Origin of the sequence: uncultured Sunxiuqinia sp. (assembly GCF_947495665.1) — a bacterium.
Taxonomy (GTDB): domain Bacteria; phylum Bacteroidota; class Bacteroidia; order Bacteroidales; family Prolixibacteraceae; genus Sunxiuqinia; species Sunxiuqinia rutila.
The window spans coordinates 149,680-169,897 of sequence record NZ_CANLZV010000009.1 but is presented as its reverse complement, the minus strand read 5'-3'; the positions used below and the strand labels follow the sequence as shown (position 1 = coordinate 169,897).

General features: G+C 44.5%; 15 protein-coding genes. 8 read left to right on the top strand and 7 right to left on the bottom strand.

Going from position 1 to position 20,218, the window contains the following annotated elements; all coding sequences use genetic code 11:
* The first annotated feature begins 444 nt into the window (after positions 1 to 444).
* From Q1A18_RS12720 to Q1A18_RS12710, 3 genes are all read left to right on the top strand, one after another.
* Complete coding sequence (locus Q1A18_RS12720) at positions 445 to 1,023, top strand: FKBP-type peptidyl-prolyl cis-trans isomerase (protein ID WP_299580669.1); 579 nt, start codon at positions 445 to 447, stop codon at positions 1,021 to 1,023.
* Between the two features lie 64 nt (positions 1,024 to 1,087).
* Positions 1,088 to 2,161 (top strand): chorismate synthase, encoded by a 1,074-nt coding sequence (aroC, locus tag Q1A18_RS12715; RefSeq protein WP_299580666.1) that lies wholly within the window; start codon positions 1,088 to 1,090, stop codon positions 2,159 to 2,161.
* A complete protein-coding gene (locus Q1A18_RS12710; RefSeq protein ID WP_299580663.1) occupies positions 2,162 to 2,572 on the top strand; it encodes a DUF134 domain-containing protein in 411 nt (136 codons plus the stop codon).
* Here Q1A18_RS12710 and Q1A18_RS12705 read toward each other — a convergent pair.
* A complete protein-coding gene (locus tag Q1A18_RS12705) occupies positions 2,569 to 3,987 on the bottom strand; it encodes a dicarboxylate/amino acid:cation symporter (RefSeq protein ID WP_299580660.1) in 1,419 nt (472 codons plus the stop codon). The two genes, Q1A18_RS12710 and Q1A18_RS12705, sit on opposite strands and share 4 nt — an antisense overlap.
* A gap of 133 nt (positions 3,988 to 4,120) precedes the next feature.
* On the opposite strand from Q1A18_RS12705, the gene Q1A18_RS12700 reads away from it, so the two are divergent.
* From Q1A18_RS12700 to Q1A18_RS12685, 4 genes are all read left to right on the top strand, one after another.
* Positions 4,121 to 5,902, top strand: coding sequence for an L-fucose isomerase (locus Q1A18_RS12700; protein WP_299580657.1), 1,782 nt, complete (start codon positions 4,121 to 4,123; stop codon positions 5,900 to 5,902).
* 122 nt (positions 5,903 to 6,024) lie between these two features.
* Entirely contained in the window at positions 6,025 to 7,164 is a 1,140-nt protein-coding gene (locus tag Q1A18_RS12695; RefSeq protein WP_299580654.1) for a DUF6786 family protein, read from the top strand.
* Positions 7,165 to 7,212: 48 nt separating this feature from the next.
* Positions 7,213 to 8,505, top strand: coding sequence for an L-fucose:H+ symporter permease (gene fucP, locus Q1A18_RS12690; RefSeq protein ID WP_299580651.1), 1,293 nt, complete (start codon positions 7,213 to 7,215; stop codon positions 8,503 to 8,505).
* A gap of 60 nt (positions 8,506 to 8,565) precedes the next feature.
* Entirely contained in the window at positions 8,566 to 9,558 is a 993-nt protein-coding gene (locus Q1A18_RS12685) for a GntR family transcriptional regulator (protein WP_299580648.1), read from the top strand.
* Between the two features lie 202 nt (positions 9,559 to 9,760).
* Here Q1A18_RS12685 and Q1A18_RS12680 read toward each other — a convergent pair whose 3' ends face one another.
* The 6 genes from Q1A18_RS12680 to Q1A18_RS12655 all read right to left on the bottom strand — a co-directional run bounded on the left by Q1A18_RS12680 (position 9,761) and on the right by Q1A18_RS12655 (position 17,763).
* Positions 9,761 to 10,693, bottom strand: coding sequence for a magnesium transporter CorA family protein (locus tag Q1A18_RS12680; RefSeq protein WP_299580645.1), 933 nt, complete (start codon positions 10,691 to 10,693; stop codon positions 9,761 to 9,763).
* Between the two features lie 255 nt (positions 10,694 to 10,948).
* The gene (locus Q1A18_RS12675) at positions 10,949 to 11,977 is read right to left on the bottom strand and encodes a glycoside hydrolase family 43 protein (RefSeq protein WP_299580642.1); all 1,029 of its coding nucleotides are present in this window, start codon (positions 11,975 to 11,977) and stop codon (positions 10,949 to 10,951) included.
* An 82-nt stretch (positions 11,978 to 12,059) separates the two neighbouring features.
* Positions 12,060 to 14,534, bottom strand: a complete 2,475-nt coding sequence (locus Q1A18_RS12670; protein ID WP_299580639.1) for an AsmA-like C-terminal region-containing protein — start codon at positions 14,532 to 14,534, stop codon at positions 12,060 to 12,062.
* Positions 14,535 to 14,712: 178 nt separating this feature from the next.
* Positions 14,713 to 15,969, bottom strand: coding sequence for a competence/damage-inducible protein A (locus tag Q1A18_RS12665; RefSeq protein ID WP_299580636.1), 1,257 nt, complete (start codon positions 15,967 to 15,969; stop codon positions 14,713 to 14,715).
* Positions 15,970 to 16,055: 86 nt separating this feature from the next.
* Positions 16,056 to 16,430 (bottom strand): four helix bundle protein, encoded by a 375-nt coding sequence (locus Q1A18_RS12660; RefSeq protein ID WP_299580633.1) that lies wholly within the window; start codon positions 16,428 to 16,430, stop codon positions 16,056 to 16,058.
* A gap of 103 nt (positions 16,431 to 16,533) precedes the next feature.
* Positions 16,534 to 17,763, bottom strand: coding sequence for a M48 family metallopeptidase (locus tag Q1A18_RS12655; RefSeq protein ID WP_299580630.1), 1,230 nt, complete (start codon positions 17,761 to 17,763; stop codon positions 16,534 to 16,536).
* A 239-nt stretch (positions 17,764 to 18,002) separates the two neighbouring features.
* Here Q1A18_RS12655 and Q1A18_RS12650 point away from each other — a divergent pair, with 239 nt between their 5' ends.
* The gene (locus tag Q1A18_RS12650) at positions 18,003 to 19,583 is read left to right on the top strand and encodes a sulfatase (RefSeq protein WP_299580627.1); all 1,581 of its coding nucleotides are present in this window, start codon (positions 18,003 to 18,005) and stop codon (positions 19,581 to 19,583) included.
* Positions 19,584 to 20,218 lie beyond the last annotated feature (635 nt).

Below are 20,218 nucleotides of genomic sequence, written 5' to 3'. Positions count from 1 at the left end.
AACTTTTCTTTTCCCATATCAGGTAAATTTTAAAACATTCATTTTTGTTTACATGACACAGTTAGTTGAACACTCTCTTCACATCTCCGAAGATATTGGCATCTGTTCGTTGCGCAAGCAGTTGGGTAGAAGTAAGCAGGAGCAGTATGCCAATGAATAAAGAGATTCTTTTCATGGTAATTCTATTTGTTGTTTTTTGAACTAAAAATATTACAACCAAATAGGCCAATAAAAGTTCCGAAAGACCGCCTTTATGCCGATTATTTCATGTATGGTTAATATTGAATATTAAGTTTTGTAAATTATTGAAGGGAAGATTAAACCAACCGAATTTTATGATGTTATCATTAAATGTGCGAGTTGGAGCAAAGAGGCACCTTTCATTATATGAATGTTTTTTATTTCTTTGCACTAATTATTCAAAATCAATCTAAATAGTTTAAAATGGCGATTACTAAAAACAAAATGGTTTCTTTGACTTACGATCTAAGAATCGAAGGAGCGAACGGAGAATTGATTGAACAAGCAACGGCTGAGAAACCACTAAACTTTGTTTATGGTGCTGGTTTGATGATGCCTAAGTTTGAAGAGCTGTTAGAAGGGCTTGAGCAAGGTAACGACTTCAATATAAATCTTTCATGCGAAGAAGCCTACGGGCAGATCGATGAAAATGCGATTGTTGATCTTCCGAAACACCTGTTTTTGGTGGAAGGAAAATTTGACGATGAAATCATTAAAGTTGGTAACACGGTTCCAATGATGAGTGCCAGTGGTCAACGCATGAACGGCTTGGTACTAGAAATTACCGATGAAAACGTAAAAATGGATTTCAACCATCCTTTGGCTGGAGAAGATTTGTTCTTTACGGGTAAAGTACTGGAAGTGCGCGATGCTACTGATGAGGAAATTGCAGCAACTGTGCAAGGTGCCGGCTGCGGATGTAACAGCGGTGGCTGTGGCTGCGAAGAAGAAGGCTGCTCAACAGAAGGAGCAAATCAAGGTGACTGCGGTTGCGGTTGCTAAGAAATAAAACGAATTCTCACGATTGCTCCTGAACATTCAGGAGCAATATTTTTTTATCATAAGCATGAATAGCTTTGGACAAATTTTCAGATTAACCTCGTTTGGGGAATCCCATGGAGTTGGAATTGGTGGTGTTATTGACGGCTGCCCTGCCGGTATTGAAATCGACCTGGATTTTATTCAGCATGAGCTGGATCGAAGAAGACCCGGTCAGTCAAAAATTACTACACAGCGCCAGGAGTCAGATCAGGTAGAGTTTCTATCCGGTATTTTTGAAGGAAAAACCCAGGGAACACCCATTGGTTTTTTAATTCGGAATAAAGATCAGCACTCCAATGATTACAACAATTTGAAAGATGTCTTCCGCCCATCGCATGCCGATTACACGTATCAGAAGAAGTATGGAAGCCGCGACCATCGTGGTGGAGGCCGCTCTTCGGCCCGCGAAACCATTGCCCGCGTAGTAGCCGGTTCCATTGCTAAGTTGATGCTGAAACAAGCCGGTATTAACATCCATGCTTTTGTACAGCGGGTAGGCGATATTGAATTGACCAAAAGCTATCAGGAACTGGATTTGAGTCAAACTGAAACGAATATTGTTCGTTGTCCGGATCCGGAAACTGCCGATAAAATGATTGCCCGGATTGAATTGGCCGGTAAGAATCACGATACTATTGGTGGCGTGATTCAGGGAGTTGTGCAAGGCGTTCCGGTTGGTTTGGGCGAACCGGTTTTTAATAAGTTACATGCCGATTTAGGCCATGCCATGTTGGGAATTAATGCGGTAAAAGGCTTTGAGTATGGCTCAGGTTTTGACGGTACCCGTTTGAGTGGTTCTGAACACAATGATGTGTTTGTCAAGTCAGAAAAAGGTATACGTACAAAAACCAATAACTCCGGAGGAATCCAGGGAGGAATTTCCAATGGAGAGGATATTTATTTCAATGTGGCGTTTAAGCCCATTGCGACTTTGCTGAAAGAGCAGCAGACGGTCGATAAAGATGAAAATGAAATAACGATCAATCCCAAAGGTCGTCATGATCCCTGTGTGTTACCACGTGCTGTCCCCATTGTAGAAGCAATGGCAGCCTTGGTTATTGCTGATCATTATTTGTTGAGTAAAATAAATCATAATTAGATGCCTCGTAAAAAACGACAACGTCGACTATTGGCTCCGCCTTCGGTGAAGGGATTCTCGGTGTTCGGGCCTAAAAACAGAGCAGAACAAGTTGTGCTTTTCTTTGAAGAATATGAGTCCATCAAATTACTGGACTATGATAATCTGACCCAGGAAGAGGCCGCCGTATGCATGGATGTTTCGCGCCCAACACTGACTCGTATTTATGAGTCGGCGCGTAACAAGGTTGCTCAAGCCATGGTTGAAGGTAAAGACTTGTTGATTCGTGGCGGAAACTTTCAGTTTGATGAAAACTGGTATCGTTGCAACGCGTGTAACGCTAAATTCAATATGGCCAGTTCGGAAGAGAACTGTCCGGTTTGTCATTCTTCTGAAATTATTTCCTTAAACGAGTTTTACAAGGAAGACTAAACCTGAAGTGTTTCGCCTTCGCTTTTAGCAATTAAAACTGCCCCGCAACTATCACTCCACACGTTAGTTGCTGTGCGAAACATGTCTAAAATTCGATCAACGGCAAGGACTAAGCCAATTCCTTCAAGCGGAAGTCCGACTGCAGCCAGAATTACACTAATCATTACCAATCCGGCCATAGGAATGGCCGCAGCGCCAATGGAGGCAAGCAAAGCGGTTGTCACGATAATGGCCTGTTGCCCAATGCTCAGATGTTGTCCGTACGCCTGGGCAATAAAAATGGCCGCTACACATTCATAAAGCGCTGTTCCATCCATATTAATCGTGGCCCCCAAGGGTAAAGTAAAACTGCTAATTTTGTTCGACACGCCGGACTTGGATTCAACGGCCTCAATCGTTAGCGGGAGTGTGGCTCCTGATGAAGAAGTTGAAAAGGCTGTTAGCAGGGGAGTGGTCATGTTTCTGAAATGCTTTAGAGGATTTATTTTTCCCAGGACTTTTAATAGAAGAGGGATGCTGATAAAGAAATGAACCCCCAAAGCCAGAATTACCGTGCCCATATAAATTCCCATACGTGACATCAGACTGGTTAAATCATCCTGATCGGCAATCACCTTGGCAACAATCCCAAAAATTCCCAGCGGGGTGAATTTGATGATGAAGAGTGTGATTTTCATCATCACATCAAACAGCGCGTTGAATGCCTTCTTCAGAATTTCGCGGTTGACAAGATCGGCCTTGGTGATGAAAAAGCCAAACAATACGGCAAAGAAGATGATGGAAAGCATATCGCTTTGATTAAACGCCCGGAAGATATTCTCCGGAACAATCTCAATCAGGATCTCGCGAAAAGATCGCTGCTTGTCGACCAGCCCTTCTACATGTTGCTGAAAATTTAAATCGGCACCAACACCGGGCTTAAATAAGTTCACAAAAAACAGGCCTGTAACAATGGCGAGCAGCGATGTAAGCACATAGTAGCCCATTGTTTTAAGTCCTAAGCGTCCCAGATTTTTCCCCGTTCCAATGTTGGTAATTCCGGAAATCAGCGAACTCAAAATGAGAGGAATAATCAGCATTTTTAAGGATCTTAAAAACAAATCCCCCATCCAACTGACTGCATTTACCAGGGGATTGTCGTAACTGGCTTTTTGAATCGTATTTTTATGAGTTTCAAACTCCTCTGCAGTTAAAATACGCTTCAGGTTTTCGTTGAACTCATTCAGCGTGTTGAACTCGGCTCCTTGATTGTACTCTATTTTTGAGACAACTTCCGTTGATGGGATTTTCTTGTTTAAATAACTGATTGCTTCTTGGTTGAAGGTATATTGAGTTGGAAATAGAATGCCATAAAAGATAGAAAGAATAAGGGCAATCAGGATTTGCCAATGGAGTTCGAGTTTAAATATGCGCATAGATTTGAATTAAGATATGTACAAATCTAGCTATTTGAGGCATGTTATCCAACATCTTTTTTATATCGAATTCTTTTTAATTTAGCAGCACAGTACAGCACAATACAATAAACTAATAAAAATACAAAAGACTATGAAAAATCGCTTAATCGGCCGTTTGCCTAAAGTTGGAATTCGTCCTACGATTGATGGACGTGAGCGCGGAGTTCGTGAATCACTTGAGGTTCAGACAATGAATATGGCTAAAGCAGCTGCTCAATTAATTGAAGAAAACCTGCGTTTCCCATCTGGCGAAAAGGTGGAGTGTGTGATTGCCGACACCACCATTGGCGGTGTGGCTGATGCAGCTCGTTGTGCCGATAAATTCAGCCGCGAAGGTGTCGGTGTTTCCTTGACTGTAACGCCTTGTTGGTGCTATGGTTCCGAAGTGATGGATACCGACCCGCTTATTCCCAAAGCTGTGTGGGGTTTTAATGGAACAGAACGCCCTGGAGCCGTTTACTTGGCAGCAGCACTGGCAGGATACACTCAAAAAGGTTTGCCGGCTTTTGGTATTTATGGCCGCGATGTACAGGATTCTGATGATACCTCAATTCCGGATGATGTGCGCGAAAAAATCCTCCGATTTACAAAAGCAGCTCTGGCTTCAGCACAAATGAAAGGCAAGTCGTACCTGTCGTTGGGCTACACGTCCATGGGAATTGCCGGCTCCATGGTAGATGCCAATTTCTTCCAGGATTACCTGGGCATGCGGACAGAGTTTGTGGAGTCGGTAGAAGTGATTCGTAGGATGGATGAAGGCATTTATGACCAGGACGAGTTTGAAAAAGCGTTGGCTTGGGTGAAAGAAAATTGCCAGGAAGGCGAAGATCGCAATGCACCGGATAAACTACGTGATCGTGAACGTAAAAATTGGGAATGGGAAACTGTGGTTAAAATGACCCTGATTTGCCGTGACCTGATGATTGGTAATCCGAAACTGGCAGAGCTTGGCTTTGGTGAAGAAGCCCGCGGACATAACGCCATTGCAGGTGGTTTCCAGGGACAACGTCAGTGGACAGACTACTATCCGAATGCTGATTTTACAGAAGCTATTCTGAATTCATCCTTTGACTGGAATGGTTTGCGTGAAGCATTTATCTTTGCAACAGAGAACGATAGCCTGAATGCTGTTCCCATGTTGTTTGGCCATTTATTGACCAATACCGCCCAGATTTTCTCTGATGTTCGTACTTTCTGGAGCCCGGAAGCCGTTAAGCGCGTTACCGGAAAAGAACTTACCGGGCTGGCTCGCGATGGTGTGATTCACCTGATCAATTCCGGATCAACAACGTTGGATGCTACGGCTCAACAAAAAGATGAAGAGGGCAATCCGGTTATGAAACCATACTGGAATGTAACAGAAGATGAGGCACAAGCTTGTTTGGACAATACGCGCTGGTGCCCGGCAAGTCTGGGATATTTCCGTGGAGGTGGCTATTCTTCGCAATTTAAAACGGCCGGAAAAATGCCAGTGACCATGTCACGCGTTAACCTGGTGAAAGGCTTAGGACCAGTGCTTCAAATTGCTGAAGGATGGACGGTGGAACTGCCTGAAGATGTTCATTCCGTTTTGGATGAACGCACCGACCCAACCTGGCCAACAACCTGGTTTGTGCCGCGTTTGAATGATTCTGATGCTTTTAAAGACGTCTACAGCGTTATGGCCAACTGGGGTGCCAACCACGGGGCAATCAGCTATGGTCATATTGGAGCTGACTTGATTACCCTGGCTTCAATCCTGCGGATTCCGGTTTCAATGCACAATGTGGATGAAAAAGACATCTTCCGTCCAAGTGCATGGGCTTCATTCGGAATGGATAAGGAAGCTGCGGACTACAAAGCTTGTCAAACGTATGGTCCAAATTATGGATAACTATATTGTTTAATATTTTTGTTATGAAACATGGAGTCGTTTCAATAATAATTGGCATTTTAGCTGTTTCATTAATGGCAACCAATTGGTCTTGCAACGATAATAACAGAAAGACGAAACCTATGGAATTTCATAAAGGCCAGTATGGCTATGATTTAACACAACTTCAAGAACATTATTCAACAATAGAATTGGTAGCGGGATCATCACGTTTAGTGGTGGTCCCCGAATTCCAAGGTCGGGTAATGACCAGCACGACCTCGGGTGAAGCGGGCTACTCTTTTGGATGGATCAACCACGATTTGCTGGGAAGCAGCGAGTTGTCGGAACAATTTAACCCTTTTGGAGGAGAAGAGCGTTTTTGGATTGGCCCCGAAGGAGGACAATTTTCGTTTTACTTTGAGCCGGGCAAACCCATGACCATGGGAAACTGGCGGGTGCCAGCGGCTATTGATTCGATGCCTTGGGATGTGATTGAAGCCAACCAGGAAACGGCGACTTTTCGGAAAAGTTTTGACCTAACCAACTATTCCGGAAACGAGTTTGCCATGGAAATTACCCGGCGGGTAAGTATTATTGACCCGATTGAGCTGGAAGAGTTTCTGCCTATTCAGCTGGATGAATCTGTTCGTGTGGTCGCTTACGAATCGCTGAATCAGCTTAAGAATACCGGTGCTACTGAATGGAATAAGGAAACAGGCATGCCATCTATCTGGATGCTGTCCATGTACCAACCCTCGCCCGAAGTGACTTTGGTGGTTCCTTACAAAAAGGAGGGTGAAGGGACTGTGGTTACGGATGATTACTTTGGAAAAGTTCCAGAAGACCGCATTGCTGTTGACGATGTGGCTGTGTATTTGAAAGCTGATGGGAAACACCGCAGCAAGATTGGCATTTCACCCCAACGAGCCTTGCCGGTTTTGGGGAGTTATGATGCTCAAAATCAGTGCCTGACCATCCTGTTGTGCTCCCTGGATTCAACCTCAGCAGACTATGTCAATTCTTCGTGGGAGGAAGTTCAGGCCGAACCATTTAAAGGCGATGCCATTAATGCCTACAATGATGGTCCTCTGGCGGATGGCAGTCAATTGGGGCCGTTTTATGAGTTAGAATCATCCTCTTCTGCAGCTGCGTTGAAAGCAGGGGAGGTAAAAATGCATTTCCAGCGAACATTTCATTTTGAAGGAGATGAAGCAGCTTTAAATCCAATTGCTGAAAAACTGTTGGGTGTTTCAATTCAAACCATTAAATCAAAACTATAGGTCGAAACAACGAATTTATAAACCAAACAAACTAAAATCAAACTAAACGTGAAAACAAAACATAAAGTTGTTCCTTCGGAACTACTCGTCCCCTTCATTCTAATAACCAGCCTTTTTGCCTTGTGGGGCTTTGCCAACGACATTACAAACCCGATGGTGGCTGCTTTCAAAACAGTGATGGAAATTTCCAATGCCAAGGCTGCCTTGGTGCAGTTTGCCTTTTACGGGGGCTACGCCACCATGGCAATTCCTGCGGCATTAATTATAAAACGCTATAGCTACAAGGTGGGGATCCTTATTGGGCTGGCCTTATATGCCATTGGAGCGCTGTTGTTTTTTCCGGCTGCGCAGTACGAGGTGTTCGGATTTTTTCTGGTTTCCCTGTATATTTTAACCTTCGGTCTGGCTTTTTTGGAAACAACTGCCAATCCTTATATTTTGGCTATGGGACCGGAAGAAACGGCTACCAGACGTTTGAATCTGGCGCAGTCGTTTAATCCCATGGGATCCATCTTGGGGATGTTTGTTGCTTCACAGCTGATTCTGTCATCGCTGGAGTCGGATAAGCGGGATGCTGCCGGCAACCTGATCTTTGAAACCCTGGGAGCCGCTGAAAAGGCCGCTATTCGCACCCAGGATTTGCAGGTTATTCGTAATCCGTATGTTATACTTGGCTTTTTTGTCATTTTCATGTTTGTGGTTATTGCTTTGGCGAAAATGCCAACGCGTGCCAAAGCTGATCATACCATTCATGCCAAAGACATCTTCAAGCGGCTAATCAAAAATGCCAAATACCGTGAAGGTGTGATTGCCCAGGTGTTTTACGTGGGCGCACAAATCATGTGCTGGACCTTTATCATTCAGTATGCTGACAACCTGGGAATACCCAAAGCTGAGGCACAACGTTACAACATTGTTGCGATGGCCATCTTTATTATGAGCCGTTTTATCAGTACTTTTTTGATGAAATATTTGAATGCCCGGCTAATGCTGACTTTATTTGCAGTTGGAGGAATGCTGACAACAACGGGAGTGATTCTGATTCAGGGAATGCCCGGCCTGTATTTGCTGGTGGCTACTTCGGCTTTTATGTCGCTGATGTTTCCAACCATTTACGGGATTGCTCTTCATGGTCTTGGAGATGATGCTACCCTTGGGGCTGCCGGTTTGGTGATGGCCATTGTGGGCGGTGCTTTAATGCCGCCGTTGCAAGGGTTGATTATCGACCAGGGAACGATTGCCTGGTTGCCAGCCGTTAATTTCTCTTTCATTTTGCCCTTTATTTGCTTTGTGGTAATTGGTATTTATGGCTACCGATGCCTGAAAGTGCATTTGGATTGATGTGTTTTTGAGGCTTGTTTGTTGGGAGGCACAAAGTGGGGGCGTATTAATTATAGAAGTATGGAATTTACATTTAAGTTGGATGAATCTTCATCGCAGACCAAAATGCAGCAATTGATTCATGCCATTAATGAAGCAATTAGCAGTGGCGTTTTGAATGAAGGCGATTTTTTGCCATCGGTTAATAAACTCAGCCGCGAAAGCGGTTTGTCCCGGGATACTGTTTTTAAGGCGTACACCACATTGAAGCAGCGCAGTGTAATTTCGTCAACACCAACCAAAGGCTATTTTGTAAGCCATGAGTCATTTAAAGTAATGGTGTTGCTGGATGACTTTAGTGCGTTTAAAGAGCAACTTTACACCAGCTTTCGAACGATTTTACCAGAGAATTACACGGTTGATTTGCTGTTTCATCATTACAATCCGGATGTGTTTGAACAGCTTATTTTGAATAGTTTGGGCAGATACAGCATGTATGTGGTAATGAATATTCAGAATGACCGCATTGAAAAGGTGGTTCGGAAAATTGACCCGAACAAGCTGTTAATTCTGGATATGGGAAAACCAGCTGATCGTGAAATAGCCTACATTGTGCAGGATTTTGAACAAGCCTTTTACAACTGCCTGCAGCAAGGTTTGGAACGAATTGCGACTTATGACGAGTTTAACATGGTCTTTCCGGAATCGACCCCGCACCCACGGGTGGCAATTGATACCTTTAAAGGCTTTTGTCAGGAGAATAAGCTGAAGCATGCTGTTATTTCCCGCATCAAAAATAAGAGCATCGAACGTGGTCAGGCTTACCTGGTGATTAAAGAGGATGATTTGGTTTATATCATCAAATCCTGCAAACGTCAAGGGCTGGTGTTGGGAAAAGATGTTGGACTGATTTCCTACAATGATTCTCCGATGAAAGAGATTGTGGGCAACGGTATAACCGTGATCTCGGTCGATTTTGAAGAGATGGGGCGGAAGGCGGCCCATTTTGTTGGCAACAAGCAGAAAGTGTTTGAAACACTACCTCCCAAACTCATTTGGCGTGACTCGCTGTAACAAGCTTGCCGGGAATTTTCGGGAAGACTAAAATCGACTACCCCAAAAATACAAAGACCTCTGAATTCAACCTTCAGAGGTCTTTGCGTTAGTTGGCAAACCAATGATCCCCGGCATCGAAAAGGGAGGCGCTCAACTTTCGTATTCGCTAAGTTGCTGAAAATCTTGCTTGTCCGTTACCAAGAAAGATAATCAATTGAGTTCAGAATAAATCTTTCTTTCGGAAGATAATAATCCCCACCAGTGCCAGGAAGGCCGAAATTAAGATGACAAAGAAAAAGGCCCAGGGATTGTCCTCCAGATGATTGGGAACATTCATTCCGTATAAACTGGCAATCAAGGTTGGAATCATCAGGATGATGGAAATGGAAGCCAGCTGTTTCATCACCACGTTCAGGTTGTTGGAAATAACCGAAGCAAATGCGTCCATCATTCCGCTCTGAATATCAGAATAAATCTGCGACATTTCCAGAGCCTGCTTGTTCTCAATGATGGCATCTTCCAGCAAATCTTCGTTCAACTCCGTAATGTCTTTTTTCAGTGCATTGCGAAGTTTAGCGAGTACTATTTCATTGGCTTTTAGTGAAGTAATGAAAAAGACCAGGCATTTTTCCATCTTCAGCAGCTTATTCAGCTCTTTATTTCGAATGGATTTTTCCAGTTCATTTTCAATAAGTGCGGTCTGCTGGTTTATTTGTTTCAGGTAGCGCAGGTAAGTGCTTCCGGAGCGCAGAAACAGCTTGATTACAAAATTCAAATCATCATGAACCAACAGGCCTTGTCCCCGGTACAGCGCAGGCTTATCAACAGGAAGCACCTCGTTGGGGGCTGAACACAAGGTAATGGTTAAGTTTTCTGTTCGGAAAATGCCCAGCGGAACGGTATAATAGGGCACGCCATTGGACGGGCTTTCCACCGGAATGCGCAGAATGATCAGCGACCAATCTTCATCAACCTCATAGCGCGGTCGTTCGTCCACGTCAAGAATATCCTGAATGATGTCAGCAGGAACATTAAATTCGGTCTGAATGCGATTGATTTCGTCTTGAGATGGCTGAACAACATTGATCCAGCAGCCATTTTCAGCTTTTGGGATTTGCACGTAACCACCAAAGCTTTTGAAGATTTTAAGCATGATTTTGCCTCCTTTTAATTCTTGCGCAGGAGGCAGCTGGCCCTCCTACAACGAGGTTAATAATTCGTTTTTCTGATGACCAGGGTCTTCGTCCATGAGATTGTTTTTTTATTGCGTTGCAAAGCTACGAAAACAAGTTTAAAGAAGAACAAACTCCAAAAGTTTTGTACGGAAGAACGGGGGAGGAGAGCGAAAACGCATTTCAACAGGCTGTTCTTTTGCCAGTTCCTGTTGAAATGCAGTGTTACCTATTTGTTAGCTCGAAGGGAGTGTACGTTGTCTGACGCCTTCAAAAGTCATTTTCACGGGTTGAATGGTTCCATCTTCGTTGAAGTACATGCGGTCGATACAAATCACCCGATGGTCGCGGTCCTGGTTCGGAATTGGCCGACGATGATAAATGATGTACCAGTCATCGGTTCCGGGAATATTCAGAACCGAATGGTGACCGGCTCCGGTGGCAATATCCGGATCTTGCTCCAAGACCGTGGCCATGCGCTTGAAAGGGCCAAACGGACTTTCGGCAATGGCATAAGCCACTTTATAGGTGGAATTGCCCCAGCCACCTTCCGACCACATGAAATAATACTGACCGTTGCGAATAAAGAAGGTTGGGCCTTCCACATAGCCTTCCGGCGTAATTTCCCGAACCATTTCACCATTTTCAAAAGGAATGAGTTGGGTGAAGTCATCGCTGACTTGTGCGATGTTGCAATGGCCCCAGCCGCCATAAACCAGGTAGTACTTGCCATCCAAGGCTTTAAATACAAATTGATCGATGGGTTGGGCGCCGTTGTAAAACTCCTGAATCAGTGGTTTTCCCAGCAAATCGGAGTAGGGGCCCTCGGGCTTATCAGCCACGCAAACACCAATTCCGCCCTGCTTGTTTTTGTCACCCAGCTTGGCATCGTACAAGGGGCCGGATTCATTTTGAATGTCATTCCCGGCAAAAAACAAGTAATACTTGTTGTCCTTTTCAATAATGGATGGGGCCCACATGGCTTTGTGCACCCAGCTTACAATTCCGGTGTCAATCACGTGTTCGTGCTTGGTCCAGTTAACCAGATCATCTGAAGAAAAAGCGTCGAGAAAAACCTGTTCTTCATATTTGGCCGAATAAGTTGGAAAAATCCAGTACTGATTGTTTAAAATCGCGACTTCGGGGTCGGCATACCAGCCTTCGGCTATCGGATTGCCTGAGCTTAAGGGGGCGCTGGAATCTTTCGGCACTTGCCCGCAGGCCAGCATTGCTGCCAGTGGCAGCAGGAGAATTGTTTTTTTCATGGTTAGTTTGGTTTATTGATTTAAAAAAGTCTCTTAAAGCCTATCTTCGAATAGGCTTTAAGAGACTTGGCAACAGCCTGAGTTAGTTAAATAACTTCTTTAATTGGTTTCCTATTTTTTCAACCGATTTATCCAGTTCTTTTTTGGTTGACTTTTTTACTTCTTCCTGAATTTCCTTTTTGGCCTGGCTTAAATCCAGCGATACTTTGGGTTGGGTTAAATCGCCGGCAATGTTTACCGTAATCGGAATGAGGGTGATGTTTTTCGAGCCTGGCAAAAAGCCCAGAGCATTGTCAATATCCCCGCTCAAATCATCGCGGTTTACCTTAAAGTCCATCTTCAGGTCGAGCACCTTTGTTACTGAAAGTTTACCGTGAATGTCTACATCCTGGTCGGCAATTTTGGTTTTAAATGGCTTCATTTCCACATTGCCCTTATTCAGGCTAAAGTGGGCGGTGAAATCATCAACCTTAACATTTTTTAGCTTTTCCTTTTTAATAAAATTCTTGATTTGATCGAAGGTGGGGGAATCAACGATTTGCAGGTTTTGTGTGTTGAAAAGTCCATCTCCGTCCAGACTTGACGTAATAATTTCAAGCTTTTCATTGAGCTGTCCGTTGAATTTTATTTGGGTTGAAATGTCTCCCTGGCTGCGTGCCGCAATGGGAATATACTGCTGCATCAGGCCAAACGACTGATAAGCCGCCGGAATTTTAATGGCGCTGATATTCATATTAAAGTCGAAGAAAGGTTGGTTGGCATCGTTACTTTTGTAGGAGCCATCTACGGTCATTTTACCTTGCAACATGTCCATATTCAGCTGTTTCAAAACCAGCATCCGGTCTTTCACCACAATCGACCCAACGATGTTTTGAATGTCCATTTTATCAAAAGTAGCCCGCTTGATGTTGGAGTTGAAGGCCAAATCGAGGTTAGCCGGAACCTGGAAAGCAATAACGCTGTCTGTTACAGCTGTTGTTGTTACCGTATCCTCTGCCATCAGGTTTGCCAGCTCGTTAAAGTTCAGGTAATTTGAACTCAGCGTGAAATCACCTTTCAAGGTTTTGTCCATCAGGAAGTATTGCAGGTAGTTCGACAGTTTTCCTTTGAGCTGAAAGTCACTTTGCCCGGTTTTGGCGTTCAGCGAACTAAGGGTAATTGCCGTGTTGTCCACTTTTAAAGAGCCCGAACTAATTTCAACGGTTTGATTAATTTGGGGGGTTTTAATGCTAAAATCTTTAAAGTTGACAGCACCGGAAGATGATATTTTCTGATAATCTTCTTTTTCAATGGCTGACATCCGTCCTTTGACGGCAAGGTTACCATCCATAACTCCTTTCAATTCCATGCTGTCCATCGGAATAATCTCAGCCAAGCGGGTGAAATCGATTTTTCCGTTGAAGTAAGCATCAAACTGAGGGTCGCTCATGGGCGTGGTAATGATAAGGCGGGCGTCAATCGGATTTTCGCGAATTTGCGCATGAGCTTTGGAAACGTTCACCGTCAGCAGATCAAAGTCACCCTGAGGCTTGCTGATGTGTCCATCCATCGAGATTTGCTCAATCTTTTCAGGTGAACCTGCATAGTTCAGGCTTGCGTTTTTAACCAATAAGCGCAGGTCAATTTCGGGCATGTCATCTTCGTAGTACCAGCCTTTCACCATTCCTTCAAAACCAGCTTCTCCGGTGGTTTTAATATCTTCCAGATAACTCTGGTAGCTCTGTGGCACCATGGCCAGCAAGGTCGTAAAATCACTTTGGGGTTGCTTAAACTTCAGATCGAAGTACATGCTGTCCGAAGGCATTTCAAAGCGTCCGCTCAGGTCAAGGGGCAACTCATTCAGATGAAGGGTGGATTCCCCGAATTCAAAGTTCATTTTATCGTAGTCGGCCATCAGCTGACTTTTAACTTTCAAAACGGTGTTGCTCAGGTACTCGGTGGAGTCGTATTCAAATTTAAACTCGCCAACTTCTGCATCCAGGTCAAAGTGGGTAATTGTTCCTTCCATGCGTCCGCTGGCATCCAGGTTGGCATGCATCAGGGCCACCACCATGGCCGAGGCTTCGTCTTTGTAAATCAGGCTTAAGTCGCGCACTTCGATGTCCTGCAGCGAAATGGCCATGCCTTCGCCCGATTCTTCAACCGTTTCTACCTGATCGCTGGCCTTAACAATGTCCCAGTTCACCTGTCCGGCTTGGCTGGCCAGCAGGTTGACCTGCGCTTCTTTTAAACGCAGACTTTGAATGGTGAAATCTTCGCCTTTGAACAAATCACTTAAGGAAATATCTGTTGCCAGTGATTGCATGCTTACCAATGTGTCCTGGGCAAAATCGCCGGTTCCAACAACCGTCAGGCCTTCCAGCTCAATCAAGACATTGGGAAAACTTCGCCACAGACTCAGGTTGAAGTCTTCGAACTCCACCTTGGCATTCACCTGGTTGTTGATGGTAGTTTTTACTTTTTGCAGCAAAGGACCTTTAAAAGCGATTGGAACAATGATAATTGCTGCCAGAAGCAGAATTATAATCACCGATACGGTCAGAATTACTTTTTTCATTTTTATTGTTTTTTTTAATTGTACTAACGTTTAGCCTCCTATACGCTTGGGTTAATTTGGCGTATTGGTTCGCTGATCGATTTAAGAACGTTTCAGTTGAATGAATTATTCACCTGTTACATATACTTAATAGCGCTCGTAATTTATTTTAGCGCAAAGCTGATTTTTCAAGAAATAATCATGCCAAACTTGGTTGCTCCGTCAAAATAAGTTGGCGCAACAAGTTAATGGCTGCCTGCGACGATCGCAAAATATTTCGTTCGCGGTTGTGTGCAAAAGTATAACGTTCCAGTTTGATGTTATGTTTGCTAATAACTGCAATCCATACGGTGCCCACCGGCTTGTCGGGCGTACCACCATCGGGGCCGGCAATGCCTGTGGTGGCGATGGCATAGTCGGTTTGGAGCACTTGCTGCACTCCTTGAGCCATTTCAAGTGCTACTTCCTGGCTCACGGCTCCATGCGCTTCCAGCGTTTGTGGTTTCACCCCCAAAACGGCGGTTTTCACCTCGTTGGAATAAGCGACAATTCCACCTTTCAGGTAGGCTGAACTGCCTGGGTTGGAGGTAAACAAATGGGCAATATTACCTCCGGTGCAGCTTTCGGCAATGCTCAGCGTTGCTCCCAAACGGGCAAGCAGCTGGCCGGTTACGCCTGCCAGGGTATCGCCATTGTACCCAAATATGTTCTCTGGAATGAGCAGTTTCAGCAGGTCGATTTGCCGATGAACTTCTGTTTGCATTTGCTCCATTTGATTGCCATAGGCGCTGAGGCGAAGGCGAATCATAAGCTGGCTGGGCAGGTAGGCCAGTTTGATAAAATCCGGAAGGGCTTCTTCCCAGTGTTCAATTTTTTCGGCCAGCATGGACTCGGGGATGCCGTAAACCAATACCGTTTGATGATAAATTGATTTTGCTTTGCCGTTGGACGCCAATCGTGGAAGCACCTCTTCACTCATGATGCTTTTCATTTCGAAAGGTACGCCGGGCATGGAAACAAAAATGGTGTCGTTTTTTTCGAACCACATTCCCGGAGCTGTTCCTGTGGAATTGGTGAGCACCGTGCATTTGTCAGGTACCAGCGCCTGATCCTTGTTCAACTGGTTCATAGCCACATTGCGTTTGGTCAGACGTTCGGTTACGCGCTGCAGCACTGACTCATCCAGCACCAGCTGAGAATCGAAATAATCGCACAGCACTTTTTTGGTAATGTCGTCTTTGGTGGGGCCAAGCCCCCCGGTAATCAGCACCAGATCGGCATGCTTTTCGGCATTGGCCAGCGCTTCCATAATGTGGTCGTGCTTGTCGTGCACCGACGTAATTTGAAAAACCTCAATGCCGTGCAGGTTGAGCTGTTCGCCCATCCAGGCTGAGTTGGTGTCAACCACCTGACCAATTAAGATTTCATCTCCTATGGTAATAATTTCTGCTTTCATTTCCTTTTAGTTCCTGTTTTCATTTAGAGAAAGTGCGAGTGTGAGTGCGACTGCGACTGTGAGCTTTTGAGAATATGAGATTAGTCTCAGATGCTCCATTTGTCGGGGTGACGCTGCATGTTGACTAGCATTCCAATAATGTTTTCGTATTCTTGATTTAAGGTTTCATGGTCATCCTGAGAAATATAGCTGCATGCTACTGCAAAATCAAGCCAATTTTGAGTTTCTGCTGCTTCCGCTTCACTTTCATTTAATTTGTTGGTAAATGACTTTGGGTATTTTCTTCTGCGAAAAGCTTCCGAAATATTGCTGGACACCGAACGCGATGATCTGCGAATTTGATCAGTAAGTGAATAGGCTTCCTCTTTTGGAAAAGACTTGGATAAAACAAAAATTCTCATGGCTGCTTCGAAAGATTTTGTATAAACTTTCAAGTCTCGATGTGTTTTTATTCGTTCCATAGTTTTATCATTCAATGGTTGCAGTCTTTTATATTTCGTATCACACATACACACACACACTCTCTCTCTCTCTCTCTCTTCCTTCCTTGCTCACCCTCTCTTATCACTTTCCACGCAGGGCCTTCAGGCGTTGCAAGAGTGGCGGGTGCGAATAATGGACAAAAACATAAGCCGGGTGGGGACGCAGGTTGCTCAGGTTTTTGACCGATAGTTTTTTCAAGGCTGAAGCCAGTGGTTCACCGCTGTAGTTTTGAGCGGCAAAGTCGTCGGCTTCGTACTCATTCTTACGCGATAAATGATTCATCCCAACGCCCATGATTGACGACAAAGGGGAGTATAAAATGCCAAAAGCAATGAGCCCGATGTGGAAACTGGGTTTGGCCACCCCTAAAGCCGCCGATAGTGCCGGGCTGTCAATCAGCAATGAAAAGATGAACAGCATCAAGCCGGTTTGAAGCAGACCAATCAGCAAGCTCCAGATAATATGTTTCTTTTTGTAATGCCCAATTTCATGAGCCAGAACGGCTACCAACTCTGGTATTTCCATGTCTTTGATCAGGGTGTCGTAAAGAACAATCCGCTTTTTGGGTCCTAATCCGGAAAAATAGGCATTGGCCTTGGTCGATCGTTTGCTGCCATCAATCACGTAAATATTATCCAGCTTGAAGCCCACCTTACGGGCGAAATCTTCAATGGCTTGTTTTAGTTCCCCATCTTCCAGGGGCGTTTGCTTGTTGAAAAGCGGCACAATAAGCGAAGAGTAGAACATGGCCATAAAAACCGAAAAACCACTCACTACCAGCCACACATACACCCAGAACCACTCGCCGGTTTTCAGGTAAATGAAAATAATAAGCGCCAGCAAGCCGCCTCCAATGAGCGCGCCTAGCAGCCAGCCTTTCAGTTTGTCGAGCAGGTAGGTTTTCACGGTTGTTTTGTTGAACCCGTATTTTTCTTCAATCACAAACGTGCTGTACCAGTCGAAAGGAGTGGTAAGCAGGTCGGAGCCTAGCATCAGGATTCCGAAGAACAAGAGGGCTGCCCAAATGGGGTTGGAGGAAACCGATAGCGCCCAGTTGTTGACAATGGCAAACCCTTCGAAAAAGAACATCAACATCAGCAACACAAAGCTGAAAGAACTGGTTAGCATGCCAAACCGATGATTGGTTCTTGAATAAGCCTGTTGCTTCCGGTATTTTTCTTCATCGTAAATTCCTTTTACTTCGTCGGGCAATTGAGTACTCCAACGGGTGGTATTGAGGTAATCCAACCAACGTTCCAGGACGAAATCAAAAATCAGGATGCCAATAATGATCCAGAATAAGGGTGTCATAAATTATTGCTTTATAAAATGCATTCAAAGGTAAAAAAAGCCATGGTAAAAGCTGAATAATCCCTCTTGATTATTGCCTGCCGGAAAAGTGTTGTAACAGGATTACGCGATAGGAGAAAGATGCTCTTTCAACCGACGCACAAAAGAGATGGAATTTGTTCGTTTTCATGCTTCAAGGGGTTTTTTCTTCTGAAGAATGTTCCTAGTTTTAAGGAGCAATTACTCAAACTAACGAACTTATGAAACGAAACTTACCTTTGATTCTGGCTTCTGGAACTTTGCTGTTGGGGGGCTGTTTTTCGTCTTGTCAGGAGGCGGAGCAATCCACAGAGCAGCCTCCCAATATTCTATTTTGTATAGCCGATGACCAGTCTTTCCCACATGCCGGAGCTTACGGTTGTGATTGGGTTAAAACTCCGGCCTTTGACCGCGTGGCCCGCGAAGGACTTCTGTTTACGCGCGCCTATACGCCTAATGCCAAATGCGCTCCTTCGCGCTCCTGCATTCTTACCGGGAGAAACAGCTGGCAACTGGAAGCCGCTGCGAATCATGTGCCTTATTTCCCTGAGAAATTTGAGACCTATGCCGAGGCCTTGCAAAAGCAGGGGTATTTTGTTGGTCATACGGCCAAAGGCTGGGCACCGGGCAATCCGGGCGAAATTGATGGAAAAAGGCGCGAGCTGCTTGGCCCTGCGTTCAATCAATTGAAAACAACACCGCCGGCCAGGTTCATTTCGAACATTGATTATGCGGCCAATTTTGAAACTTTCCTGGAGGCGCGGGCAGAGGGGCAGCCCTTCTGTTTTTGGTATGGATCCACAGAACCCCATCGGGCGTACGAGTTTCGGGCAGGCGTAGAGAAAGGAGGCAAAAGCCTAACAGATATTGACCAGGTATTTGGCTTTTGGCCCGACAATGATTCAGTTCGTTACGATATGTTGGATTATGCTTTTGAGATTGAGTATTTTGATCAGCATTTGGGGCGTATGCTGAAAATGCTGGAAGACCAAGGACTTCTTGAAAATACATTGGTGGTTGTTACCGCCGACAATGGAATGCCCTTTCCCCGGATTAAAGGGATGGAGTATGAGCTTTCGAACCACCTGCCGCTGGCGATTATGTGGCCCAAAGGAATCGAAAAACCGGGACGAGTGGTGGATGACTTTGTGAGTTTTACCGATTTTGCTCCCACTTTTTTGGACGTTGCCGGCGTGAAGGAGCCTACCATGCAACCGATGGAAGGAGAGAGTTTATTGCCTGTTTTTGAGAATTTGTCGGATGCATGCGGCCGGGAATTTATGGTGATTGGAAAAGAGCGTCATGACATGGGGCGACCTGATGATCAGGGGTACCCCATTCGCGGGCTTGTGACCAAAGAGTTTCTTTACCTGAGGAATTATCATCCGGAACGCTGGCCTTCGGGAAACCCGGAAACCGGTTATATGAATTGTGATGGATCGCCTACTAAAAGCTGGGTGCTGAACAACCTGAGAGCCAATGGTGAAAGCTGGTTTTGGGAGATGAACTTTGGGAAACGACCGGCTGAAGAGTTGTATCAACTATCCAATGATCCGGAATGCCTGCGCAACCTTGCCGCAAAGCCGGATTACCAGGAAATTAAAGCCCAACTGGCAGAGCAAATGGAAGCAGAACTCAAGGCAGAAGGCGATCCACGGATGTTTGGACAAGGCGATCGTTTTGAGGATTATCCCTATGCTGAGGCGGCTACCCGAAACTTTTACAATCGGTTTATGGCTGGTGAAAAGGTTCGCGCAGGCTGGATCAATGCCACTGATATTGAAACGGAAATGTTGGACTAGTAAGGTCCGACACCTAAAAGTTTGCTAAATAGAACATAATAACATATGTTTGATATGTCCTGGTTATAAGGAAGTGTAACAGACTAATCAATAATTGAACTATAAATAGGGTTACAGGTATGAAAACAATACTTAAGATTTTTGGAATTATAGATTTCATTTCTATAATCATTTTTCTTCTTTCGGACAAAATGAAATTAAGCATGAATTTTTTCTGGATGAGTGCATTAATGATAACTGTTTTGATATCGATGATTTTTTCGGCCTTCTTTTTATATAAAAATAAGGTTATGGGAATCTGGATATATTACCTTCAATTTATACCCAGATTAATATTTTGGTTTGGACTGTCGTTTGGATTTCTATCAGTAATATTGGATTTTTTGAAAGTAGACATAGTAAACAATAATACCATGTTTGTTATTCTATCTTCTGTTGAAGTAATGCGTCTAATAATTACCATATTTATTCACAAAAAAATGGGATTTAAACCAAAGATGCCAGCTTATAATACTTTGTAAATTCCAGGGTGGGTTTGGTGGTAGTAAACTGCGGATTCTCGCATCGCAGTTCTGTGCTGCTGGACAGAAGCCCCCTTTGAAATTTGCCTAAAAATATTTTTCATCCCTTAGATA